The 23,824-nt window shown below is 72.1% G+C and carries 22 protein-coding genes; 18 read left to right on the top strand and 4 right to left on the bottom strand.

What is annotated here, in order from left to right; genetic code table 11:
- Positions 1–26 precede the first annotated feature (26 nt).
- Positions 27–1,343, bottom strand: a complete 1,317-nt coding sequence (locus F603_RS0107425; RefSeq protein WP_019545379.1) for a type III PLP-dependent enzyme domain-containing protein — start codon at positions 1,341–1,343, stop codon at positions 27–29.
- A 283-nt stretch (positions 1,344–1,626) separates the two neighbouring features.
- On the opposite strand from F603_RS0107425, the gene F603_RS0107420 reads away from it, so the two are divergent.
- From F603_RS0107420 to F603_RS0107405, 4 genes are all read left to right on the top strand, one after another.
- The gene (locus F603_RS0107420) at positions 1,627–2,727 is read left to right on the top strand and encodes a sugar kinase (RefSeq protein WP_211231030.1); all 1,101 of its coding nucleotides are present in this window, start codon (positions 1,627–1,629) and stop codon (positions 2,725–2,727) included.
- 52 nt (positions 2,728–2,779) lie between these two features.
- Entirely contained in the window at positions 2,780–3,571 is a 792-nt protein-coding gene (locus F603_RS0107415; protein WP_016907741.1) for an IclR family transcriptional regulator, read from the top strand.
- Positions 3,564–3,980 (top strand): RidA family protein, encoded by a 417-nt coding sequence (locus F603_RS0107410; protein ID WP_019545377.1) that lies wholly within the window; start codon positions 3,564–3,566, stop codon positions 3,978–3,980. The genes F603_RS0107415 and F603_RS0107410 overlap by 8 nt, the downstream gene beginning before the upstream one ends.
- A gap of 263 nt (positions 3,981–4,243) precedes the next feature.
- Complete coding sequence (locus F603_RS0107405) at positions 4,244–5,728, top strand: GntP family permease (protein ID WP_019545376.1); 1,485 nt, start codon at positions 4,244–4,246, stop codon at positions 5,726–5,728.
- A gap of 85 nt (positions 5,729–5,813) precedes the next feature.
- Here F603_RS0107405 and F603_RS0107400 read toward each other — a convergent pair whose 3' ends face one another.
- The gene (locus tag F603_RS0107400) at positions 5,814–6,863 is read right to left on the bottom strand and encodes an LLM class flavin-dependent oxidoreductase (RefSeq protein ID WP_019545375.1); all 1,050 of its coding nucleotides are present in this window, start codon (positions 6,861–6,863) and stop codon (positions 5,814–5,816) included.
- Between the two features lie 260 nt (positions 6,864–7,123).
- On the opposite strand from F603_RS0107400, the gene F603_RS0107395 reads away from it, so the two are divergent.
- The gene (locus tag F603_RS0107395; RefSeq protein ID WP_019545374.1) at positions 7,124–8,002 is read left to right on the top strand and encodes a S1 family peptidase; all 879 of its coding nucleotides are present in this window, start codon (positions 7,124–7,126) and stop codon (positions 8,000–8,002) included.
- Positions 8,003–8,177: 175 nt separating this feature from the next.
- On the opposite strand, the gene F603_RS0107390 is transcribed toward F603_RS0107395, so the two are convergent.
- Positions 8,178–9,209 (bottom strand): chitinase, encoded by a 1,032-nt coding sequence (locus F603_RS0107390; protein WP_019545373.1) that lies wholly within the window; start codon positions 9,207–9,209, stop codon positions 8,178–8,180.
- Between the two features lie 247 nt (positions 9,210–9,456).
- Here F603_RS0107390 and F603_RS0107385 point away from each other — a divergent pair, with 247 nt between their 5' ends.
- The 12 genes from F603_RS0107385 to F603_RS0107330 all read left to right on the top strand — a co-directional run bounded on the left by F603_RS0107385 (position 9,457) and on the right by F603_RS0107330 (position 22,182).
- Entirely contained in the window at positions 9,457–10,836 is a 1,380-nt protein-coding gene (locus tag F603_RS0107385) for an Nramp family divalent metal transporter (protein ID WP_019545372.1), read from the top strand.
- 371 nt (positions 10,837–11,207) lie between these two features.
- Positions 11,208–13,187, top strand: coding sequence for a hypothetical protein (locus F603_RS0107380; protein WP_245600707.1), 1,980 nt, complete (start codon positions 11,208–11,210; stop codon positions 13,185–13,187).
- Positions 13,184–13,918, top strand: a complete 735-nt coding sequence (gene cpaB / locus F603_RS0107375) for a Flp pilus assembly protein CpaB (protein ID WP_019545370.1) — start codon at positions 13,184–13,186, stop codon at positions 13,916–13,918. Before F603_RS0107380 ends, cpaB begins: the two co-directional genes overlap by 4 nt.
- A gap of 7 nt (positions 13,919–13,925) precedes the next feature.
- Entirely contained in the window at positions 13,926–15,641 is a 1,716-nt protein-coding gene (locus F603_RS0107370) for a CpaE/TadZ family protein (RefSeq protein WP_019545369.1), read from the top strand.
- A gap of 3 nt (positions 15,642–15,644) precedes the next feature.
- Complete coding sequence (locus F603_RS0107365) at positions 15,645–16,046, top strand: TadE/TadG family type IV pilus assembly protein (protein ID WP_019545368.1); 402 nt, start codon at positions 15,645–15,647, stop codon at positions 16,044–16,046.
- 51 nt (positions 16,047–16,097) lie between these two features.
- Positions 16,098–17,498, top strand: coding sequence for a TadA family conjugal transfer-associated ATPase (locus F603_RS0107360; RefSeq protein ID WP_019545367.1), 1,401 nt, complete (start codon positions 16,098–16,100; stop codon positions 17,496–17,498).
- A gap of 154 nt (positions 17,499–17,652) precedes the next feature.
- Entirely contained in the window at positions 17,653–18,597 is a 945-nt protein-coding gene (locus F603_RS0107355) for a type II secretion system F family protein (protein WP_019545366.1), read from the top strand.
- Between the two features lie 70 nt (positions 18,598–18,667).
- Entirely contained in the window at positions 18,668–19,558 is an 891-nt protein-coding gene (locus F603_RS0107350) for a DUF5936 domain-containing protein (protein WP_050988569.1), read from the top strand.
- Positions 19,559–20,014: 456 nt separating this feature from the next.
- Positions 20,015–20,221 carry a hypothetical protein gene (locus tag F603_RS0107345; RefSeq protein ID WP_019545365.1) on the top strand — a complete coding sequence of 69 codons (207 nt, stop codon included), beginning with the start codon at positions 20,015–20,017 and terminating at the stop codon, positions 20,219–20,221.
- Positions 20,222–20,271: 50 nt separating this feature from the next.
- The gene (locus F603_RS0107340) at positions 20,272–20,805 is read left to right on the top strand and encodes a hypothetical protein (protein WP_019545364.1); all 534 of its coding nucleotides are present in this window, start codon (positions 20,272–20,274) and stop codon (positions 20,803–20,805) included.
- Between the two features lie 31 nt (positions 20,806–20,836).
- Positions 20,837–21,421 carry a hypothetical protein gene (locus F603_RS0107335; RefSeq protein ID WP_026328212.1) on the top strand — a complete coding sequence of 195 codons (585 nt, stop codon included), beginning with the start codon at positions 20,837–20,839 and terminating at the stop codon, positions 21,419–21,421.
- A gap of 2 nt (positions 21,422–21,423) precedes the next feature.
- Entirely contained in the window at positions 21,424–22,182 is a 759-nt protein-coding gene (locus F603_RS0107330; RefSeq protein ID WP_019545362.1) for an OmpA family protein, read from the top strand.
- A 144-nt stretch (positions 22,183–22,326) separates the two neighbouring features.
- Here F603_RS0107330 and F603_RS0107325 read toward each other — a convergent pair whose 3' ends face one another.
- On the bottom strand, positions 22,327–23,133 hold the full coding sequence (locus F603_RS0107325) for an SAM-dependent methyltransferase (RefSeq protein WP_019545361.1): 807 nt from the start codon (positions 23,131–23,133) through the stop codon (positions 22,327–22,329).
- Between the two features lie 235 nt (positions 23,134–23,368).
- On the opposite strand from F603_RS0107325, the gene F603_RS0107320 reads away from it, so the two are divergent.
- Positions 23,369–23,818 (top strand): hypothetical protein, encoded by a 450-nt coding sequence (locus F603_RS0107320; protein WP_019545360.1) that lies wholly within the window; start codon positions 23,369–23,371, stop codon positions 23,816–23,818.
- Positions 23,819–23,824: the final 6 nt, after the last annotated feature.

Genomic DNA, 23,824 nt, shown 5'->3' with positions numbered 1-23,824 from the left:
CGGTGGCTGGGGTTGCTGGGGACCGGTCAGAAGAAGGTGCGGACGTACTCGACGACCGTTCCGTCGGGCGCCGTCATCGGGATGAGCTGCCACTTGTCGAACATGGTGCAGGGGTGGGACATGCCGAGCGCGACCCAGTCGCCGACCGCGAGCGGCGCGTCCGGTTCGGTGCGTACCCAGGCGTGCTGGTCGGAGAGCCCGGTGACGGAGACCCCGGTGGCGGCGCGTACGGGACCGCCGTCGGCCGGGCGGATCTCGCGGGGCTGGGGGAGGTGGAGGTCGTGGGCGGCGTCGCGCTTGCCGGCGTTGAGGAACGCCTGGTCGGGGGAGGGGCGGGAGACGACCTGGGCCCACAGCCGGAGTGCGGGCTGGAGGGCGCCCTCGTCGGGAACGCGGTTGAACGGGGTGAGCTCGCGGTAGTGGCCCTCGTCGTGCGAGACGTAGGCGCCCGAGCGGAGGAGCTTGAGGACGGGGTGCGACAGCGGGGGAAGCTCCTCGAACACCTCGGCGACGGCGTCGAACCAGGCGCTGCCGCCCGCGCTGAGCACCACCTCGGCCCCGGAGTCGAGCGCGTCGAACCGGCCGGACGCGTCGAACTCGGCGAGGAGCGCGGTGAGTCGGCGCAGCCATCCGGTCACCTTCTCGTGGCCCTCGGCCGGGGTGCCGGCGGTGGCGCCCGGGACCTCGCCCTCGTAGCCGGCGACACCGACGAGCCGTAGCGTCGAGGTGCGCGCGACCGCTTCCGCGATCCGGGCGCACTCCTCCTCGGTCCGCGCGCCTGTCCGCGCACCGTCGCCCGCGGCGAGTTCGACGACGACGTCGAGCGGACGCCGAGCCTCCGCCTCCCGCAGCGCCTCGTCCATGAGCGCGACGCCCGCCAATGAGTCGACGTAGCAGACGAACCTGAACGACGGGTCGGCGTCGAGGTCGGCGGAGAGGGCGCGGAGCGCGGCGGCGTCGACGAGCTCGTTGGCGAGGAAGATCCGCTCGATACCGAACGCGCGGGCCACGCGCACCTGGTGAGGGACGGCGAGGGTGATGCCCCAGGCACCGAGGGCGAGTTGGCGGCGGAAGAGCGCGGGCGCCATCGACGTCTTGCCGTGCGGTGCGAAGGCGAGGCCGTGGCGGGCCGTGTACGTCCCGAGCTGGGCGAGGTTGTGGTCGAGCCGCTCCTCGTCGAGGGCGAGGACGGGGGTGGTGAAGCCGCCGGTGAAGAGGTTGCGGTGCTGAGCGGTGAGTTCGCCGACGGTGAGCCCCTCGGCGTCCGGTGGCAGCCCCTTGAAGCGGTGGTCGACGCGCTCCTCGGTGAGGCTGGTCTCGGCGGGAACGGGGGCGGCGGCCATGCGGACTCCGGGGGCAGTGGTGCCTGGGGCACGGACGGACGGGTGCGGGCGGCGCGGCGGGTGGCCGTACCGCGGTGTGCAACGGCGCCCCATGGTCGGGGCGTCGGCGGGCCGGCGGCCCGGTGGCCGAACACCCCCGGGGCGCTGTTGCGATCTGTGCAACATGCATTGCGTATATCGCTTGTTGCTGTCTAGCATCCCGGCGAACAGCAGGTCAATGGAGACGCAGACCGCGCGCGAAAGGCGACCGCCCTCCGCCGCCGTACCCGAGGAGCCGCAGGCAGTGACGGACGCGAACCGCCCCCCGCACACCGACGACGCGCTGACCGACGTCGCCTGCGACGCCGTCTGCCTCGGCGAGTCGATGGTGACGTTCCTGCCGTCCCGCCCGGGCCCTCTCGCCGACGTGCCGTCGTTCACGCGGGCGATAGGCGGCGCCGAGTCCAACGTCGCCTGTGCGCTCGCCGGTTGGGGGCACAGCACCCGGTGGATCAGCCGCGTCGGCGCCGACGGCTTCGGCGACCACCTGGTGCGCACCGTCGCCTCGCACGGCGTCGACACCTCGGCCGTCCGCCGCGACCCCGTGCGCCCCACCGGGGTCTACTTCCGCACCGACGGGGAACGGGCGACCGGAGCCGAACAGGCCCCGGGCGACGGCGAAGTGGCGTACTACCGCGCGGGCTCGGCGGCCTCCGCGATGTCCCCCGCGACCACCGACCTCGCCGCCGCCGACGCAGGACGCGTCCTCCACCTCACCGGCATCACCTCGGCGCTCTCCGCCGACTGCCTCGCGCTGGTCCGTGCGCTCACCGCGCCGCGCCGGCCCCGGCCGCTCGTCTCCTTCGACGTCAACTACCGCGCCACGCTCTGGCGTTCGGCGCCCGGCACCCCCGAGCTGCTGCTCGACCTCGCACGCGGCTGCGACCTCGTCCTCGTCGGCGAGGACGAGGCGGCCGCCGCCTGGGGCGTCACCGGAGGCCCCGAGGCGGTGCGCGCGGCGCTGCCGGAGCCGTCGCTGCTCGTCGTCAAGAGCGCCGACCGTTCGGCGACGGCGTTCACCGGCGACGGGCTGCGTGTGCGCGCGCCGGGGCTCGACGTCGACGTCGTCGCACCCGTCGGCGCGGGCGACGCCTTCGCCGCCGGCTTCCTCTCGGGCACGCTGCGCGGACTGCCGCTCGCCCAACGGCTGCGCCACGGCCACCTCCTCGCCGCCGCGGCGCTCACGGCGCCGGGCGACCTCGCGGAGCCGCCCGCGCCGGCCGCGGCCGACCGGCTGGCGGCGCTCGACGAGGAGGCGTGGGGCAGACTGCGGCTCGCTCCCGGATGGACCGCGAACGGGCGACTCGGGGCTGCCGCACCCGCATCGGAGGACCACGCCGTATGACACCGCCGTCCGCAACCCGCAGCCCGCGAGGGGCCGAACCGGGCGGTGCCCGGTGAGCCAGACCGTCGACCGCGCGCTGCGCATCCTGCCGCTCCTCGCCGAGGGACCGGCCAACCTGGAGCAGGTCGCCTCCCGGCTGGACGTGCACAAGTCCACCGCGCTGCGGCTGCTGCGCACCCTCGACGAGCACGGCATGGTCTACCGGCAGCGGGACCAGCGCTACCGCCTCGGCGCCCGGCTCTTCTCCCTCGCCCAACAGGCCGTCGAGAACCTCGACGTGCGCGAGATCGCGCACCCCCACCTCGCGGAGCTCAACGCCGCCTGCGGGCACACCGTCCACCTCGCCGTGCAGGAGGAGGACGAGGTGGTCTACATCGACAAGGTGGAGAGCCGCTACCCGGTCCGGATGTACTCCAGGATCGGCAAGCCCGTGGCGCTCACCGTGGCCGCGGTCGCCAAGCTCTGCCTCGCCGACCTGCCGGAGCCGGAGCGGCGCGCGCTCGCCGACCGGCTCGACTACCCCCGCTACACGGCCCGTTCGATCCGGAGCGCCGCCGAGTTTCTCGCCGAGCTCGACCGCGTCCGCGAACAGGGCTGGGCCACCGACCTCGGCGGCCACGAGGAGTCGATCAACTGCGTCGCGGCACCCATCCGCGGCGCCGACGGACGCACCGTCGCGGCGATGTCGGTCTCGGCGCCGAACGTCGTCGTCTCCGGCGACGAACTCCTCACCCTCCTCCCGCGCGTGCGGCGCACCGCCGAGGCGATCAGCGCCGAGTACGCGGGGAGACCGACCCGTACCGCTCCACCCCGGAGACGTTCAGGAGAACCCCACCATGACTGAGAACAGCCTCGCCAAGACCGCGCTCACCCCGCCGACGCACACGACGCCGCCCGCGAAGTTCTCGCACGGCGTGAAGAAGGGGAACATCCTCCAGGTCGCGGGGCAGGTCGGCTTCGGCCCCGCCGTCGAGGGGAAGGGGCCCGAGCCGGTCGGGCCCGGGCTGCGCGAGCAGACGCTCCAGGCGTTCGCCAACGCGGAGGCGATCCTCCGCGAGGGCGGCGCCAGTTGGGAGGACGCGGTGATGATCCGCGTCTACCTCACGGACACCGCGCACTTCCCCGAGCTCAACGAGGTCTACAACGAGTACTTCGCCGACCTCCAGCAGGCCCCGGCTGCCCGCACCACCGTGTACGTCGGCCTGCCCGCGGGGCTCCTCGTCGAGGTCGACGTCCTCGCCGTCCTCGGCTGAACACGCCCGCCGCCCCGCCTGAGCGGCGGGGCGGCGCGGCTCCCGACTCCCCCCTTCCCAAGTCAGACGGCGCCCCGCGTGCGCGGACCGCGCACACCCTCCGCGAGCGCCGCCCTGCGCACCTCCCCGCACGCCGCGCGTACCCCGCCGCCATCCCGGCCGACGGGCGCGCCCGCGCTCCCCTGCACCACCTTTGGCTGCCCCCCACCCCTCCCGCGCCGCTCCAACCGCCCGGCGCTGCACGGAAGTCACGAGGTCACCGCATGTTGCTCGCAGAGGACGCCCCGCCGCACACCGGCGGGCTGCTCGCACTGATACCCGGCACCGCAGGGCTGCTCACCGTGGCGGCCCTCGGTATCGCCCTCCTCCTCGTCCTCATCATCAAGGTGCGGTTGCAGCCGTTCGTCGCGCTGCTCGCCGTCTCCATAGCCGTCGGCCTCGCAGCCGGGCTCTCGGTCACCGAACTCTTCGGCACCGTCCAGGAGTCCGACGTCTCCTCGCTCATCGAGGACGGGATGGGCGGCATCCTCGGCCACGTCGCCATCATCATCGGGCTCGGTACGATGCTCGGCGCCATCCTGGAGGTGAGCGGCGGCGCAGAGGCGCTCTCCTCGCGGCTCCTCGGGCTCTTCGGAGAGCGCAGGGCGCCGCTCGCGATGGGGCTGACGGGCCTCATCTTCGGCATCCCCGTCTTCTTCGACGTCGGCATCTTCGTCCTCGCGCCGATCGTCTACGCCGCGGCCAAGCGGAGCGGCAAGTCCGTGCTCCTGTACGCGATGCCGATGCTCGCCGGGCTCTCCATGACCCACGCATTCCTGCCGCCGCACCCGGGCCCCGTCGCCGCTGCCGGGCTGCTCGACGTCGACCTGGGGTGGATCATCCTCATGGGCGTCGTCTGCGGCATCCCCGCCGTGCTCGCCGCGTGGGTGTACTCGGCGTGGATCGGGAAGCGCGTCTTCGTCGAGGTGCCGCAGGAGATGGTGGAGGCGGCCGAGGAGTCGAAGCGGGCCGTCGCCGCCGACAAGGCGGCCAACGGGCCCGTGCGGAAGGGCGGTTCGGGCGGCGACGCGGCGGAGCGCCCGGTCGCCGTCTCCACGGTGCTCGCGATCATCGGCACCCCGCTGATCCTCATCCTCGCCGCGACGTTCTCCTCGATCGCGCTCGACCCCTCGACGCCGCGGTCGGTCGTCGAGTTCGTCGGGCACCCGTTCGTCGCGCTGACCGTGGCCCTCTTCCTCGCCTACTACCTCCTCGGCATCCGCCGCGGGTGGAGCCGCAAGTCCCTGGAGACCGTGTCCACGGCCTCGTTGAAGCCGGTGGGCAACATCCTCCTCGTCGTGGGTGCGGGCGGCATCTTCGGTGCCGTGCTCCAGGGGTCGGGGGTCGCGCAGGCGCTCGCCGACGTTTTCAGCGACGCGGGGCTTCCCGTGATCCTCCTCGCCTGGCTCATCTCCGTCGTGCTGCGGATCGCACAGGGCTCGGCGACGGTCGCGATCGTCACCACGGCGGGCATCGTCGCGCCGCTGCTCCACGCCGGGGACTACTCGCAGGCGCACGTGGCACTCGTCGTCATGGCGATCTCCGCCGGGTCCATCTTCGCCTCGCACGTCAACGACGGCGGGTTCTGGATGGTCGCCAAGTACTTCGGCATCTCCGAGCGGGACACGCTGAAGTCGTGGACCGTGCTGGAGACCGTGCTCTCCGTCGCGGGGTTCGTGGTGGCCGCGCTGGTGAGCCTCGTGGTGTAGCACGCGGGGCCGCCCCCGGGGCGGCCCCGCCCGTCGCGGTGTTCGGGCCGAGTGGCTTCCGCTCGGCGGTTCCGCGCACGTCGCCTCAGGCGAACGCGGGCATCAACTCGTCGTGGATGATCCGCAGTTGCGTGTCGACGTCCGCGACGCCCGGAAGGTCGCGTCCGGTGAAGGTGCGGACCAGGGTGCGGTCGGTGACCGCGCAGATCACGTGGTTGACCCCGGTGGGGGCGATCTCCCGGGCGATCTTGCGGCGGCACTCCTCGGGCGTCCCCGAGACGGAGAGCCGCTCCGCGACCTCCGGGCTGGTGAGCTCGATGCCGCGGGCGAGGTCTCCGACCCCGATCGCCTCGATCGCCGGTGCCAGCTCCTCCGGGTCGACGCCGTTGCGCCGCAGTTGCTCCTCGGGCATCGAGGAGGCGTAGATGCCGACCATGCTGCGTGCCGCCTCCTTCGCCTTCGCGGAGTCCTCGCCCACGGCGAAGACGATCCAGGCGCCGATGTCGAGCGACCGCCAGTCCCTGCCCGCGCTCTCGGCGCCCTCCTTGAGGTGCGCCACGGCGTACTCGTACGCCTCGCGCGTGTAGCTGAGTGCGTGGTGGCAGCCGTCCGCGAGCGCCCCGGCCGCCCGGAAGGAGCGGGGGCCGCGCATCGCGCCGAGCTTCAGCGGCAGCCGCTCCTGCACGGGGCGCGCGAAGGTGAAGAGTCCTTCGTAGCGGTAGAACTCGCCCTCGTGGGTGAGCGCGCCGTCGTCGAGGAGGGTGCGGACGACGTGGAGCGCCTCCTTGGTGCGGCTCAGCGGGCGCGTCTCCCGCCAGTCGATGCCGTACTGGGCGAGGAGGCCGAAGTTGCCGCTGGACAGGACGCCTTCGGCGCGCCCTCCGGAGAGCTCGTCGAGCGTCGCCAACGCCTGGGCGAGCAGGCTCGGTTCGCGGAGTGCGACGGGCGAGACGCTGGGGCCGAGCCGGATGCGCTCGGTCCGGGTGGCTGCGGCGGCGAAGAGCTGCCACAGGTCCTTGTGCCAGGTCTCGTCCGCCGCGTAGCAGGCATGGAAGCCGAGCCGGTCGGCGAGGCCGATCGAGGCGAGGGACTCCGTGAGCGGGTAGTCGGGGAGCATCGCGTAGCTGAACTTCACCGGTTCACCTTCTCTTCGGGACGTCGTCGTCCGAGGTGCGCGAAGTGCCGCGGACGTTCCACTATCCAGCCGGCGGGTGTGCGGGGGGAAGAGGCCCTGATGTAGCGACCATGTGGTGTTCGTGCGCCCAACTGCGCCCGGGGCGCTTCCAGTTGGTGTCCGACGCGCGCCCTTGTGCCGTGCGGGGGGCTGCTGAAGGATGCCGCGACAGACCGAACGGACCTTCGGTAACGCAGGTTCCTTAAGAGAGGACCCCACACATGAAACGACCTCTCGCAGGCACCCTGGCAGCCGGCCTCCTCGGAGCCGCCGCGCTGACCGGCCTCGCCGCGACACCGGCCGCAGCAACGAGCGCGGACGCGCAGCAGCACCGCCCCACGTCAGCCTCCTCCCCACACAACGCGGCCGCCCCCGACTTCGAGGGCTCCGTGGCGCTGAGCAACTGCTCCGGGTCGCTCGTCAGCCTCCCCGACTCCCAGCCGTCCGACCCGGCGCTCGTCCTCTCCAACGGCCACTGCCTGGAGGCGGGCATGCCCGGCCCCGGGACAGTCGTCGTCGACGAGCCCTCCAGCCGCGGCTTCACGCTCCTCGACGCCTCGGGACAGGACGCCGGCACGGTCAGCGCCGTCAAGGTCGCCTACGCGACGATGACCGACACCGACGTCTCCCTGTACCAGGTCGGTGAGAGCTACGAGGAGATCGAGTCGGAGTACGGCGTCACCGCGCTCGACCTCGACGCCGAGCACCCGGTGGCGGGCAACGACATCACCGTCGTCTCCGGGTACTGGAAGGAGACGTTCGGCTGCGCGATCGACGCGTTCGTACCCGAACTCCGGGAGGCCGACTGGACGATGAAGGACTCGCTCCGGTACACCGCCGAGTGCGAGACCAAGGGAGGCACTTCGGGTTCGCCCGTCGTCGACGACGCCTCGGGCAAGGTCGTGGGCGTCAACAACACGCGCAACGAGAACGGCGAGGAGTGCACCCTCGACAACCCGTGCGAGGTCGACGAGGACGGCAACGTCACCGTCCGCGAGGGCATCGCCTACGGACAGCAGACGTACCTGCTCGCGGCCTGCGTGGGCAAGGGCAACGAGGTCGACCTCGACCTGGAAGGCTGCACCCTGCCGAAGCCGTGACCGGCGGTTGAGCTGAGCGCCGCACGCGGCGGACGCCCCCGTGGCCGTGAGGCCTCGGGGGCGTCCTGTGCGGTACGGGGCGGTGGGGCGGAACACCCCGTACCGTGCCGGCCCGTTCCCAGTCCGGGCCGGGGTCGCGCGCCCGCGGTCCCGCGGGCGCGCGGGTGGTGTCGGCTCAGAGGCCGTGGACGTGCGGGCCGACCGTGCCCGACCAGGAGTCGCCGGCTGTGGCGTCCCAGTTGGTCGACCAGGCCATCGCGCCGCGGATGTCCGGCCAGGTCTCCTCGGGGGTGAAGCTGCCGCAGTTCTCGCCCTTGGCGAGGCAGTCGAGCGCGTCGTTGACGACGGACGGCTCGATGTAGCCGGAGCCGGCGGCGTCCGAGGAGGCGGGGAGGCCGAGGCCGACCTGCGAGGGGTCGAGGCCGCCCTCGATCTGGAGGCAGGCGAGGGAGGTGAGGAAGTCGACGCTTCCGGAGTCGTAGACCTGTCCGTCACAGCCGTTCATCGAACCGCTGTTGTAGTACTGCATGTTGACGACGGTGAGGAAGTCCTTGATGTTCAGCGCCGTCTCGAAGTACTCGTTCTCCGGGGACTGCATGTCCACGGTCTGCGGCGCCATCGTCACCACGACGTCGCTCTTCGCCGAGTGGATCGACTCCAACGCCTCGGTCATGTAGGTGGCGTTGAGGCCGTTCTCCAGGTCGATGTCGACGCCGTCGAACCCGTACTCGTCCATGAGCCCGACGATGCTGTCGGCGAACGCCTGTGCCGACGCGCTGTCGCCGACCTGCACGGCGCCCTTCTCGCCGCCGACGGAGATGATGACGGACTTCCCGTCGGCCTGCTTCGCGGCGACGTCGGCCTTGAAGTCGTCCTCGGAGTAGCCGAGTGCGGAGTCGAGGTTGAAGTCGACCTCGCCGGGAGAGCCCGTGGCGTCGGCGAAGGCGACGGCGATGATGTCGTAGTCGTCCTGGACGTCGGCGATCGTCTGGACGGTGGCGCCGTTGTCGAAGTTCTGCCAGTAGCCGGTGACCGCGTGCGCGGGTACGGCCGACGCGCCCACGTTCGGGCCCGGTTGGGCCGTCTCGCCCGCGCTGGCGTTGGCGGCGCCGACGGCGAAGAGGCTGCCTGCCGCGAGGGCGCCCGCGGCGAGGCCGACGACGGCGCGGTTGCGGATGCGGGCCGCTCTGGTACGTGTTCGAGCCACAACTTCCTCCGGTGTGGGGGGACTTGGGGAAGGCGCGGGCCCTGCGCTCGCGTACAACGTGGTCCAGACCAATGGGGATGTCAATACCTCGGACGTTTCCCGCTCCCTTGCGCGGCAGGAGGGGCAACCCGTGCGCGGCCTCTTGTGCGCGGACCGAACCGGCGGTTTCATGCGCGGACGATCAGTGGGCGCCCGGCGTCGCGATCGCCGACCCGACGGAACCAGCACGGCAGGAAGGGCGGTACCGATGGCCACCGACGACGCCGCACCGTTCGACGGCGCGCCCGCCCGGCCGGGCGGCGCCGAACCGAAACCGCAGGCTCCGCAGGCGACTTCGGAGACGCCCCCGACCTCGCGTCGCGCCATGTGGAAGCGGATCGGTCCGGGCATCGTCGTCGCCGCCACCGGTGTCGGCGCGGGGGACCTCGTCGCGACGCTCGTCGCCGGAAGCAAGTTCGGGTACACGCTGCTCTGGGCCGCGGTCATCGGCTGCATCGTCAAGATCGCCCTCGCCGAGGCCGTCGGCCGCTGGCACCTCGCCACCGGGCGCACCCTTTTCGAGGGCTGGCGCGAGCTCGGCACGTGGACGACCGTCTACTTCGCCGTCTACGTGGTCGTCTGGGGGTTCGTCTACGGCGCCACCGCGATGTCGTCGAGTGCGCTGCCCCTCCAGGCGCTCTTCCCCGACACGCTGCCGCTGAAGTACTGGGCGATCCTCGTCGGACTCTGCGGGCTGGCGTTCGTATGGACCAACCGGTACGCCGTCGTCGAGAAGGCGATGATGGTCTTCGTCGGCGCGATGTTCCTCGTCGTCGTGTACGTGGCCGTCAGGGTCGCGCCGAGCGTCCCCGACGCCTTCGCCGGGCTCGCGCCCGTCCTCCCCGACGGCTCGCTGCTCTACACGCTCGGCCTCATCGGCGGCGTCGGCGGCACCATCACGATGGCCGCGTACGGGTACTGGGTGAACGCCAAGGGCTGGACCGACAGCCGGTGGATGCGCATGATGCGCCTCGACAACCGCGTCGCGTACCTGACCACCGGCATCTTCGTCGTCGCGATGCTCATCATCGGCGCCGAGCTGCTGCACTCCACGCAGATCGCTCTCACCGACGGCGACCGGGGGCTCCTCGACCTCAACGAGGTGCTGGAGGACCGATTCGGCGGCGTGACGTCGACGCTCTTCCTCGTCGGCTTCTTCGCCGCCGCCTTCTCGTCCGTGATCGGGGTCTGGCACGGCGTGAGTCTCATGTTCGCCGACTTCGTCGAGCAGGTGAGGCTCGCCCGTGCCGGGCGCCGCGAGGCCGCGGGGGAGGAGGGCGACGCCGTCGGGCTCGTCGCGCGGGGCGAGCGGGAGCGCTCGCTGCCGTTCCGCGGCTACCTGCTCTGGCTGACGTTCCCGCCGATGGTCCTCCTGTGGCTCGACGAACCGTTCGGCCTCGTGATCGCGTACGGCGTCCTCGGTGCCTTCTTCATGCCCTTCCTCGCGCTGACGCTCGTCTGGCTCCTCAACTCCTCGCGCACACCGCGGGAATGGCGCAACCGGCCGCTCAGCAACGTCCTGCTCGTCCTCTCCGGGCTGCTCTTTCTCGTGCTGTGCGTGGAGGAGTTGCGCGGCCTGCCGTGGTGAGTATCGCGCGGTGAGAGGGCCCGGCACGCCTGTGTGCCGGGCCCTCTCGCGGTTGCCTTCCTGCTGCGCCTGGGTAGGGGTTGCCGTGGAGTTCCGGGAAAGGTTCTCTGGCGGCTGCGCCGCAGATAAGGTGTTATGTCGTCAGCCGGGGTCAACGGCTGGGTGCAGACTGGAGGTTGGCCGCCCGTCGCGCAGTGCGCCGGCGGACGAACGGGAGAGTACGAGCCGACGAGGGGGTCGGCGCCGCGGTGCGCAGTCGGGCGGGAGGCCGGCGGGGCCGCGGTGCAGGAGGAAGCGAGGCCCAGGGCGGCCGGACGGGCGTGCAGGGGCCGGTCCGCCACCACCCGGGTCCGGACCAGGGGAGCCGGGACGTGACTACAGCCTTAGCGGTCGCCAGCCGCGACCACGTGCTGCCCCCGCCCGACCGGCACACGCCGCGCGCGCACGTCCTGCACGCCCCGGAGGAGCAGCCGTTCGAGGCCGCCCTCGAAGAGGCGCACGCCCTCTTGGAGCAGCACGGGTACCTCATCGCCGTCTATCCCGACGCGCTTCCCCGCTCCCACGTCCACCGCCTCCACGCGATCAGGTCCGTGCTGGAGAGCGACCGCATCGCGCTGCTGCCGACGCCGCTGCCGCCGCTCGCCGTCGGTGTCCTCGTCCGGCAGCTCCGGCAGCTCTCGCTCTGCGACTTCAGCCCCGGCGTACTGGGGGCCTCCTCGCGCCTCCTCGCGCACTATGTCTACGCCGGCGCGCTCCTGCACTCCGTAGCGAAGCTCGACCGCGTCCCCGTCTCGCTCGGCGCGCACGCCAAGTCCCTCGTCTCGCGTGCCCAGTTCGCGGTGCTCGCGGCGCCCGCACCGGAGCTCGTACGGGTCGGTGAGGCGGAGGGCGCCGCGCTGAGCGGGCCCCGGTTCCCCACGCAACTCACCCTGGCGCGGGGGCAGGCAGGTGCCGAATGGGTCACGGGCCCGCTCGCCCGTGGCTGGCGTGTGGGCGAGGTGCGCGAGGAACACCTGCCCGCCGACTCGCCCTCCTGGTGGGGGACGGGGAAGCTGACGGAGTTCGCGGCGGCGATAGCCGACGTCTCGATGCTCTACCAACTCGTCGCCTCGGTCCGCAGGGACACCTGCCACTGGTGCGGCCTCGAACTCATCGGCGACTGCTGCGCGTTCTGCGCCTCTCCCGCCCAGCCCTCCGGCGCGGGCCACCCGCTGCGCGGCGCGTACGCGGTGCGCGGCCCACGGGTGCGAGGCCGCGCGCCCGCCGAGCCCCGAGGGCCGCTCTCGGCCCGTGCCGCCGAGCGCGAGGCGCCTCGGCGGCCGCAGGTGCCGCGCCCCTCGGCGCCCGCGCCGGTCGAGGCGGGCGACACCACCGTGTCCGGCACCGGTTGGGGGCCGCCCCCCGCACCGCCGACTCCGGCCGGGTACGCGCCTCACTCGGTGCCGCCGCCGGGTGCGCGGGAGGCGCCTTCCGCTTCGGCGCCGGGTGCGCAGGTGTCGCAGGGCGAGGGCGTATCGGCGCCCGTCAACCCTGCTTCGTACGCGGCGGCTTCGGCGTACGGTCCCACGTCCGCCGATGCGGCGGTTCCCTCGTCGGCGGCTCCCGAGCCGGGGCAGCGGGACGTCGTTCCGGCCGAGGAGGAAGGCAGCCAGGCCGCTGTGCCGTGGCCCGCCGTCCCGCCAGAGCCGCGGGGCGGAGAGGAGTCGGCCCCCCGAGCGCCGTACACGGGGGCTGCGTCGGGAGACCGGACGTTCATGCCTGGGGACGTGTCCGGGCAGGAAGACCGTGCGCCGGCGCCGTGGCCCGGCGGGCAGCAGGCTCCGCATCCGCCGTACGCGGGAGCTGCGTCCGATGCCACGCCTCGTGAGGCGGCCTCGCCCGGTGAGGAGTCGGCTTCCCGATCACCGTATGCGGAAGCTTCGTTCGATGCTCCGACGCCTGACGGTGCGCCTCCTGGGGCGGCCGCGTCGGCGGAGGAGGGTCGCCCGGCCGTGCCGTGGCCCGGTGAAGGGTGGGCTCCCCGGCCGCTGTACGCGGAAGCCCCGTCCGACCCCCCGACGCCCGGCCCCGCTTCTCCCGAAGCGGCCCCGTCCGGGAGGGCACCCCGCCCGCCCGCACCGTGGCCCGTGGCCCCTCCCGCGTCGTCCCCCGGTGACCGGCCGGTTCCCCAACCGCCGTACGGGGAACCCCCGTTCGACGACCCGACGCCCGACCCCACGCCCCGTGACGCGGTCCCGAGCGACCCGGCCGACCCGGAACACGAGCACGCCCCGCCGCAGGGCGAGCAGCCGCCGCTCGCCGATACCGCCGTCGCAGATCCCCGAGAAATCCGAGGAAAACGCCCGATATGAACTCCCGTCAGCGCCGCGGCGTCCTCCTGCTGCTCGTCTCCGCGCTCTGCGCGCTCGCCGCCTTCGCGGGGGTGCTGGCGTACGTGCGCAACGTCGAGTCGAAGGTCGGCGAGGAGACGGCGGCGTACGAGCTGAAGTCGGACGTACCGGCGTACAAGCGGCTCGACGCCTCGCAGTTCGAGCGGGTCACGATGCCGAAGCGGTGGATACCGCGCACGGCCGTCACCGACCTCGGCGAGATCCGCGGCAAGATCGCCGTCAACCCGCTCCGCAAGGGCTCGCCCCTCCAGTCGGACATGCTCGCCGAGCGCCCCGAACTCGCGGCGGGGGAACAGGAGATCGCCATCATGATCGACGCGGAGACCGGTGTCGCCGGGAAGATCAACCCGGGGAACAAGGTCAACATCTACGCCACGTTCGAGGGCGAGCGCGGCGGCGGCAAAGGCGGCGGCAACACCCCGTCGCAGTCGCGGGTGATCGTCGCCGACGCCAAGGTGATCGACGTGGGCGAACTGAGCCCGCTCTCCGACGACGGCGACCGCGACGAGCAGACCCGCCAGCGCGAGCGCGAGGGCGTGCCGATCACCTTCGCGCTCGGCACCGAGGACGCCCAACGCGTCGCCTACGCCGAGTCGTTCGCCGAGCACGTGCGGCTCGCGCTCGTCGCCCCCGGCGACGACAAGGGCGTCCCCGAGGGCGACCGTACCTACACCCTCGGCGGGGACGAGTGAGGTGCCGATGACCTGGCGCATCCAGCCCGCCGTCAGCGACCCGGAGGCGGCCCGCGTCCTGGTGGAGGCGCTCGCGAGCACGCCGGACGGGGAGCCGCTGCCGCCGGCCATCGACTCCACCCAGCTCCTCGACGTGCTCGGGCAGGCCGGCACCGAGTCCGCCGCCGACCTGCCCGAGATCGTCCTCGTCCACGAACTCATCGGCCCGCTCCCCGCGTTGGAGCTGATCCGCGAGGTCGCCGTCCGCTTCCCCGCCGTCGGCACCATCCTCGTCACGCGGGACACCAGCCCCGCCCTGTACTCCTCCGCCATGGACGCGGGGGCGCGCGGCGTCGTCTCGCTGCCGCTGCGCGTCGAGGAGTTGAGCGCCCGCATCGGTGCCGCGGGCGGTTGGGCGGCCGGTGTGCGGCGCCATCTCGGCACGGGCGGGGCGCGGGCGGCCGGCGCGGGCGGCACCGTCGTCGCCGTGACGGGCGCGAAGGGCGGAGTGGGCGCGACGCTCGCCGCCGTGCAACTGGCCCTCGCCGCACAGGCGTCGGGGCGCAGCACAGCCCTCGTCGACCTCGACCTCCAGTCCGGTGACGTCGCCTCCTACCTCGACGTCCAATACCGCAGGTCCGTGGCGGACCTCGCCGGCATCCAGGACGTCTCCCCGCGGGTCCTCCAGGACGCCGTCTACGCCCACGAGTCGGGCCTCGCGCTGCTCCTCGCGCCGGGCGAGGGGGAGCGGGGCGAGGAGGTCGACGACCGCGCGGCACGGCAGATCGTCGGCGCCCTCCGCTCCCGTTACGAGGTGGTCGTCGTCGACTGCGGTGCGCAGCTCACCGCGGGCAGTGCAGCGGCGGTCGAACTCGCCGACCGGGCCGTCCTCTTCACCACCCCGGACGTCGTCTCGGTACGCGCGGCGAAGCGCGCGGTGCGGCTGTGGGACCGGCTCCAGGTGCGCAAGGCCGAGGAGATCGTCACCGTCGTCAATCGGGCCTCCCGGCAGACGGAGATCCAGCCGCCGCTGGTCGCGCGCATCACGGGGACACCAGTCGCGCGCACGGCCGTGCCCTCGCACTTCAAGGACCTCCAGACCGCCGTCGACGCCGGGCGCCTCCAGGACCTCGATGACCGCAGCGTCGTCAAGCAGGCCCTGTGGGCTCTCGCGGGCGAACTCGGCGTCGCCGCCGCACCGGAGCAGCCGCGCAAGGCCCGCGGGAAGGCGAAGCGCCGCGAGAAGCACCGCGGCGACAAGCCGCAATCCCCCGAGCAGGCCCAGGCGCTCCCCGGGACGGGCGGGCCACGGCAGGCGCTTCCGCCCGGCACCGCCGCACCCCAGCAGGCGCCCGACGGCGGGCAGCCGGGCCGGCTCGGCGGCGAACGCGGTGCGGCGAGCGTGGAGTTCGCGGGGATGGCGCCGATCGTCCTCGTCGTCCTCGCCCTCGTCTGGCAGGCCGTGCTGATCGGCTACACCTTCTCGCTCGCCGGCAACGCGGCGGACGAGGGCGCACGCGCCGCGGCCTCGGCAGAGGCGTACGGCGACCCGCAGGGCGCCTGCCAAGCCGCCGCCACCGAGCACCTTCCCGCCAAGTGGCGCGGCGGCTCGAAGGTGGCGTGCTCGCTCTCCGGCGACGTCTGGAAGGCCGACGTCGACATGAAAACCCCCATCCTCTTCCCCGGCTCCGCCCTCCTCCCGTTCACGGTCGCGGGCGAGGCCGGGGCCGCGAAGGAGGGCTGACCCGTGGTGCGCGTCCCCTTCCTGCGCATACGCCGCGCGGGGCGCCGGCAGCCCGAACGCGGTGCGAGCTCCCTGGAGTTCGTCGGCATGCTCCCGCTGCTCCTGCTCGTCGCCATGGCCGGCATCCAGCTCGGCCTCGCCGGCTACGCCGTGCAGCAGGCCGGGACCGGAGCGCGCGCCGCAGCCCGCCTCGCCGGGCAGCAGGACACCGCGGACGGGTACGCGGCCGGGGGGCGCGCGGCGATGTCCGGCTGGACGGCGCAGCGCAGCACCTTCGCACTCTCCGGGGGCGGCGACGAGGTGACCGTGAAGACCACCGTCACCATCCCGTCCGTCATCCCCGGCTTCGGCAGCCTCGGCACCGCGAGCCGCTCGGCGACGATGCCGGCCGACGAGGACGACTGACATGCCGCCGTACGCCCCGCAGGGGCCCGACACCGCGCCGAGGAGGCCGAGTTGAGCCTGCGCTCCCGCATCAACCAGGACGGCGCGGCGCCCGCCGCGGGCCGTCCCGCTGACGACACGACGGGCCACCTCGTCCCCGCCTTCCGCACCAAGCTGCTGGAGGAGATCGACCTCGCCGAGATGTCGGCGCTCGCGCCCGACGAGCGCCGCAGCCGCCTGGAGCGCGTACTCGGCCACATCATCAGCCGCGAGGGCCCCGTCCTCGCCACCCCCGACCGGGCGCTGCTCATCCGCCGCGTCGTCGACGAGGCGCTCGGCCTCGGCGTCCTCGAACCGTTGCTGGAGGACGCGTCGATCACCGAGATCATGGTCAACGGGCCCGACCAGGTCTTCGTCGAGCGCGCGGGCCGCGTCGAGCAGGTGCCGGTGCGGTTCGCCTCGGACGAGCAGTTGATGCAGACGATCGAGCGGATCGTCTCGACCGTCAACAGGCGGGTGGACGAGTCGAATCCGATGGTCGACGCGCGCCTCCCCACGGGCGAGCGCGTCAACGTCATCATCCCGCCGCTCTCCCTTTCCGGTGCCACCCTCACCATCAGGCGCTTCCCCCGCGCCTACACGCTCGAAGAGCTCATCGGCATCGGCACCCTCGACACGCACATGCTCGCGCTGCTCTCCGCCTTCATCAGGGGCCGCTTCAACGTGATCGTCTCCGGCGGCACGGGCTCCGGCAAGACGACGCTGCTCAACGCCCTCTCCGCGCTCATCCCCGAGCGGGAACGCATCATCACCGTCGAGGACGCGGCCGAACTCCAGCTCCAGCAGGAGCACGTCATCCGGCTGGAGACACGTCCGGCCAACGTCGAGGGGAAGGGCCAGGTCACCGTCCGCGACCTCGTCCGGAACTCGCTGCGGATGCGCCCCGACCGCATCCTCGTCGGCGAGGTACGCGGCGGCGAGACCCTCGACATGCTCCAGGCGATGTCGACGGGGCACGACGGCTCGCTCGCCACCGTCCACGCCAACAGCGCGGAGGACGCGCTGATGCGACTCCAGACCCTCGCCTCGATGTCCGAGGTGGACGTCCCCTTCGCCGCGCTCCAGGACCAGATCAACTCGGCCGTCGACGTGCTCGTCCAACTCGCCCGCCTCTCCGACGGCTCCCGCAAGGTGGTCGAGGTCGCGCTCCTCGCCTCGCACGGCAGGGAGCCCTTCCGGATCGTGCCGCTCACCCGCTTCGACGCCGCCCCCGCCACCGGCACGGGGCGGGTCGACGGCAGCTTCGCGCACCTCCCGCTGCCCCGCAGGACCGCCGACCGGCTCGCGCTGGCGGGCGAGAGCGTCCCCGGCGCGTACGGGGTCGCGTCCGACGCCTCGCAGCTCGCCTCGCGCGTCGCGGAGGGGCCGTCCGAGCGGGGCGCCGGCGGGCGCCACGCGGGGGGCAGGGGATGACCCGGCCCAACCCGCCCACGCGCCGGCCGCGTTGGGGAGACTTGCCGGGCGCCGGACCACCGGCCGGGCGGCCCGGCTGAGAGCACACCGCACCGCGCAGACCGCACCGCGCAGACCGCAGACGCAGGACGAGAAAGGCCACCGAGGACGCCGTATGGACAACACCGCACTCCTCGCCCTCACGGCGACCGCGTGCGCCGGTGCCGTGGGCACCGCCGGCGTGCTGGTGTACGCCTCGGGGCGCAGCCGGCGCAGGGCGCTCCTCGACCGCCTCGCCGCCGAAGCCGCGGGCGCCCGGCTCCCCGACGGCCGGGCGCGGCCCTTCTCCGGCGTCGACCGCCGGCTGCGCCGCACCGGTCCCGGCAGGCGCCTCCAGCGCCGGCTCGACGCCACCGGACTCGACCTCACCGCGGGCGAGTTCGCCGTCTACACCGCCGCGCTCGTCGCGGTCCTCTGGTTCCTCGCCTCCGCGATGCTCGCCGCCTTCTTCGGTCCGCTCGCCGGCCTCCTCGGCGCCGTCACCGCCAACGCCTTCCTCAACCAGCAACGCAGGCGCCGCACCGAGCAGTTCATCGCGCAGCTCCCCGAGCTCTCCCGCATCCTCGCCAACGCCACCTCGGCGGGCCTTGCGCTGCGTACGGCCCTCGGTATCGCCGCCGAGGAGCTGGAGGCGCCCGCGGGCGACGAACTCGCCGTCGTGGTCAACCAGCTCGCCGTCGGACGCTCGATCGACGACGCCCTCGGCGAGCTCGCCGAGCGGTTGCCGTCGCGCGAACTCGTCGTCCTCGTCACCACGTTGGTGCTCTCCAACCGGGCGGGCGGCACCATCGTCGGGTCGCTGCGGAACCTCACGCACACGCTGGAGGAGCGCAAGGAGACGCGACGCGAGGTGCGCACGATGCTCTCCGAGGTGAACGCCACCGCGTACACGCTGCCTCTCCTCGGCCTCGGTGCCATGCTGATGATGAACTCGATGATGCCGGGCGCCCTCGCACGCGTCACCGGGTCGCCCGTGGGGCAGTTGGCGATGCTCGTCGCCGTCGGGCTCTTCGCCAGCGGGTTCCTCGTCATCAGGCGGCTCGGCAGGATCGAGGTGTGAGGGTGGGTACCACGAGGCAACTCGCCGCTCCCGCCGAGGCGTTGGACGTCACCGAGAGGCGGTGCCCCGCGTGATCGCGCTGGTCCTCGCGCTCGTCGCAGGCGCCGCCGTCTACGCGGCGCTCGCCGGGCTGCGCCTCTACCGCTCCGAGGCGGAACTCCCCGCCGACCTCGTCCTCGCCCACGAGATCGGCGCCACCCGCGCCTCGGCGCCCGACCGCGCCGTCGACCGGCTCGGCATGCGCCTCGCGCCGCTCGTGCTGCGGCTCATGGGGCCCCGCCTCGTCGACCGCAAGCGGCGCCGGATCGACCAGGCGGGGAACCCCGGCGGCCTCACCCTCCAGCGGTACGCCGCGAGGCGCGCCGTCTACGGCGTCTTCGGGCTCCTCATGGGCCTCGTCGGCATCGCGGCCGACAGCCTCCTCTTCACCCTCCTCGTCCTCGCCTTCGGCTGGACGGCCGCCGACCTCTCCCTCTGGCAGGCCGTCCGCGACCGCAAGCGGACGATCGAGCGCACCCTTCCCGACTTCCTCGACGTCCTCGCCGTCGTCGTCTCCGCCGGGCTCGGCTTCCGGCAGGCGCTGGAACGGGTGGCGGAGCGGTACGAAGGGCCGTGGGCCGACGAACTCCGCATCACCCTGCGGCAGATGGACATGGGCGTGAGCCGCCGCGACGCCTTCGACGAGCTGCGCAGGCGCAACTCCAGCGAGCAGGTCGACCAGTTCGTCACCGCGCTCCAGCAGGGCGAGGAACTCGGCGCCCCCATCGCCGACACACTCGTGCAGATCGCCACCGACATGCGCCGGACGGACGCCCAGAACGCGCGCCGCCAGGCCGCGAAGACCATACCCAAGGCGACGCTCGCCACGATCGGGTTCCTGCTCCCCGGCACCCTCATCCTGATCGCCGCCACGTTCATCCTCGGTGCCGACACCGACTTCGGTTCCATCCTCGGGGGTTGACGCTGCGATGACCGAAAACCACCCGCACACCACCGCCCGAAACGGGACCAGGCCGCCCACATTTCACGCCAACTCTTCGCGGCAGCAGGCAAATATGGCACAGTCTGCATTCGGGCAACAACAGTGGGCAACAAGAGTCGGCGCACACCCCACCGGCCTGTCGGAACCCCCCGACCCCGAGTGGCCGCGCCCCACCCGCGAGACCAGGTGCCGGAGGGAGACGCAGCACACCATGACCCCCACCCCCGCGCCTCCCCTCCCATCCGGAGGTGCCACCCATGCCTGACGCCCGGCACCCGCACACACACCGGGACTTGACCCTGCGCGACCTCCCTCCCCCCACCGGTGTGCACCCACCCGAAGCCAGACCGGGTCCACACCGAACCACCGCGCCTCACGCCCCGGAAGCCCACCGAAGGGCGGCCCACCACGCCGCTGACACTGGAGGAGAGCCCGATGTCCAAGCCCGCCCGAGCCTTGCAGAGGGCAGCCTTTCGACTCCGTCACGGACGCGACGGGGAGAGGGGTGCGTCTGCGATCGAGTATGTGGGGATCGTGATCATTGTGGGGGCGATCATTCTGGGAATTCGCGCGCTTGGACTCGACGCAGTGATCTCCACGGCCATAGGGAATGCTGTTGCAAAGATCGTCGGCGGCGGGTGAACCGACCTGGTCCGGAGAGCGGTTCTGCGCTCCTGCTGTGCGCAATCGCCATGACGGGCCTGTTGTTTCTGGCTTTTGCTCTTTTCACGGTCGCCCAGGCCGCTTCGGTTCGGAACGGTGGGCAGACCGCTGCCGACGCGGCGGCGGTCGGCGCAGCGAGAGCAGACAGAGCGGCCTTCTTCGATGGCTTCATCGATGCGCTGGACGACGATGACGAATGGCGCGAGTGGATAGCCGGGCGTGGTGACATAGTCGCCGAGGGCTGCGAGGAGGCAGGGCACTTCGCAGGCCGGAACGACTCCAACGTAGAGGGGTGCCGGCCGGTCCAGAGGCGAGGCGACCTTGGGTATGCCGTCGACGTACGAACAAGGTTCGACAGCGGATCATCGATCATCCCCGGCGCAGGGAACAAGACCGCGAAGGCGTCGGCGACTGCTGTGATTGTGCCGAAGTGCGAGGCCGATGACGACGATTCTGACCAGATCATTTTGTCCTGTGACGGCGAGGAGATCGCTATCGACCCGGACGATGACGATCTGGATGCCAACCCGGCTGACCTGTTCGACGTGGTGCTAGTCGGATGATGAAAGACGACAACCGGAGGAAGCGCAACCCATGAGAACGCGGCGAAAAGGCGGCCGTTGGGCGGCCCTTGCGATCGCAACAGGTCTGCTCTTTGCGCTGGCAGGTTGCAGCGGAGATGGGGGCGACGATGATGCAGACAAATCCTCCCCCAGCCAACAGGACGACAAGGGCGGGGGTAAAGATTCCTCGTCCCAGGACGGCGACGGCGAGGAAGAAGTACTCGCTGAGGTCAAGGGCGGCTCGGATATCAGTCTGACCGTCAACTCCGCAGAGCGCGAGGAAGGCGGGTTCCTCACCCTCAATGGAGAGATTTCGAACAGCGGCGGGAAGTTCTGGAGCGGAGTCGAATGGAAAGCCGAAGAAAAGGAGTTGGCAGAGGCGAATCCGTCGTCGATGGCCGGGGCGAGCCTGGTTGATAAGAAGGGGAAGAAGAAGTACCTCGTCCTCAGGGACACTGACGGGCGTTGTCTCTGTACTGCTTTCAAGGGCGGACTGCAAGGCGGCCAAACCAAGAGTTGGTATGCACAGTTCCCCGCGCCGCCTGAGGGGAACGACGCCCTCGATTTTCAGGTGGGAGACCTTCCGACAGCCAGCATCACCATCTCGGGGGAATGACGATGGCCCGCACTGTCCTCGCGCGAGCTGTCACAGGCACGTCCGTGTTGGGGCTGCTGGTCTTCGGCTTCAGCGGCGTGGCCCATGCAGACGACACGACACCGTCACCAAGCATCGGTGACCTGCCGACCGACCCACCCGACTTCGGTACCGACAACCCCACCACCATCCCCACCGGCTCCGCCCCCTCCCTCCCCGGCGAGACCGGCCCCGGCGACGAGGGCTACAGCGAACCTCCGGACAACTTCGAAAACGCCGGTTCCGGCTCAGGACCCAACAAGGTCGACGCCCAGTCCGGTGGCCTCAAGCTCGCCTCCGGGGCCAAGTTGGCGCCGCCGAAGGTGCTGGACATCAAGTTCGTCACGGAGAACATGGGCGGCGACGAGCGGCGCGAGGACAGCACCGAGAAGACGAAGTTCACGCTCCAAGCCGAGGTGCTCTTCCCCAAGGACAGCAACAAGCTGAACGGGAAGGCGAACGCCAAGATCAAGGAGATCGCGGAGGAGGTCGAGAAGCAGAAGGGCACGGAGGTGAACGTCTACGGGTTCACCGACGACCTCGGCTCCTACGAGCACGGAAAGAAGCTCTCCCGCGCCCGCGCAGCCACCGTCCAGCAACGCCTCGCCGAAGAGCTTGGCTCCGACGTCTCCTTCAACGTCCGCGGCTACAGCGAGGATTACCCGGTCGCCGACAACAAGACCGAGGAAGGCCGCAAGAAGAACCGCCGCGTCGAGGTCTCCTTCCCGCGTCAGGAGGGGTGACGCGCGGGCCCCGTCACACGGGCGCGTGCGACGGGGCAGTGCGGCGGGCGCGGCCGGAAGCCGGAGCGGACACGGAACGCCCGGCGCGCACGGCGCGGGCTGCCACGTCCGCCGACCGCAACGAAAGCCCGGCGCCGTACCGGGTCAGGGCTTGCGTGCGACGAGGCCGAACTGGGCCACCTCCGCGTCCTGTTCGCCCTCGGGGCGCCAGGCCGAGCAGGAGACGATGCCGGGGGAGAGAAGCTCGAGCCCCTCGGTGAAGCTCTCGATCTCGGCGCGGCTGCGCGCCGTGATGGGCGGCTCGGCGTTCTCGTTCCAGAAGGCCATGGCGTCCGCGTTGCCCTCGCCCCCCAGCTCCTGTGTCGGATGGGAGAGGACGAGGTAACTCCCCGGCGGCACCGCCGACATGAGGCGCCGCACGATGCCGCGCGCCTCGTCGGTGTCGAGTACGAAGTTGAGGATGCCGAGCAGTATCACGCCGACGGGGCGGTCGAAGCGGAGCGTCTTGGAGGCGGCTTCGAGGATGGTGTCCGGGTGGTGCGCGTCCGCGTCGGCGTAGGCGGTCGCGCCCTCCGGTGCGCTGGTGAGAAGGGCGCGGGCGTGGGCGAGGACGGTGGGGTCGTTGTCGACGTAGACGACGCGCGCCTCGGGTGCGTGGCGCTGGGCGACCTCGTGGGTGTTCTCGGCGGTGGGCAGTCCGGTCCCGATGTCCAGGAACTGGCGCACGCCTGCCTCCTCGGTGAGGAAGCGGACGACGCGTCCGAGGAACCGCCGGTCGGCGCGGGCGACTTCGCCGATCGCGGGGTAGACGCCCGTGACGTGGTCCCCGACGGCCTGGTCGACGTCGTAGTAGTCCTTGCCGCCGAGCCAGTAGTTCCACACGCGCGCGTTGTGCGCCACGGTCCCGGTCCCCGCCGCGCCCGACCGGGCCTCCTCGCTGCTGTCGCTCACGTGCACTCCTCCCACTCGGTGGTGTGAATCACCCTCATCATGCACCGCGCCCTCCCGGTCCGGGTGCCCGGGCGCCGCGCACATCGGCGGGCAGATCGCCCGCCGGTTCGGCCTGCACCCCGCCCTGTCAACGAACGGGCACGCTGGGTAAGTTGTGTGGCGGCCGCGACGGGAGGGCCGCCCGTACTCGTGCCGGGCCCGCCCGCCGTGTGCGACGTCTACAGGGGAGCAGCACATGACGTTCGAGGAAGAGTGGGCGAGCCTCGTGCGCCGCCAGGAGGGCGCGGACGCCACGGGGATGCAGCTCAACGAGGCGGGCGGCGGTTCGGGCAGTTACTCGCCTGATCTCGTCGTGCGCGACGACGAGCTGGGGAAGATCGGCAATCAGGCGGCCTCCCTCTTCCGGCAGATACAGAAGAAGGCAGACGCGGCCCGCGAGGAGACGTCCACCGCGGCCAACGACCTCACCGGCCAGGACCTCGCCATGGGTTCGGCCCTCCTCGCCGTGCACGACGCATGGAACACGCAGACCGGCACCGTCAAGGAGGCCTGCGCCCACATCTCCAACCACCTCGACTACACGGGCAAGTTGCACGACCAGGACGAGGAGAAGATCCGCACCTCGATGCGGGACGCGGGCGGGCACCTCATGACTCCGTCACGCATACGCGACCACATCGACTGAGGGGGA

Source organism: Streptomyces sulphureus DSM 40104, from assembly GCF_000381025.1.
Taxonomy (GTDB): Bacteria; Actinomycetota; Actinomycetes; order Streptomycetales; family Streptomycetaceae; genus Streptomyces; species Streptomyces sulphureus.
This window is presented reverse-complemented; position numbering and strand designations above follow the sequence as displayed.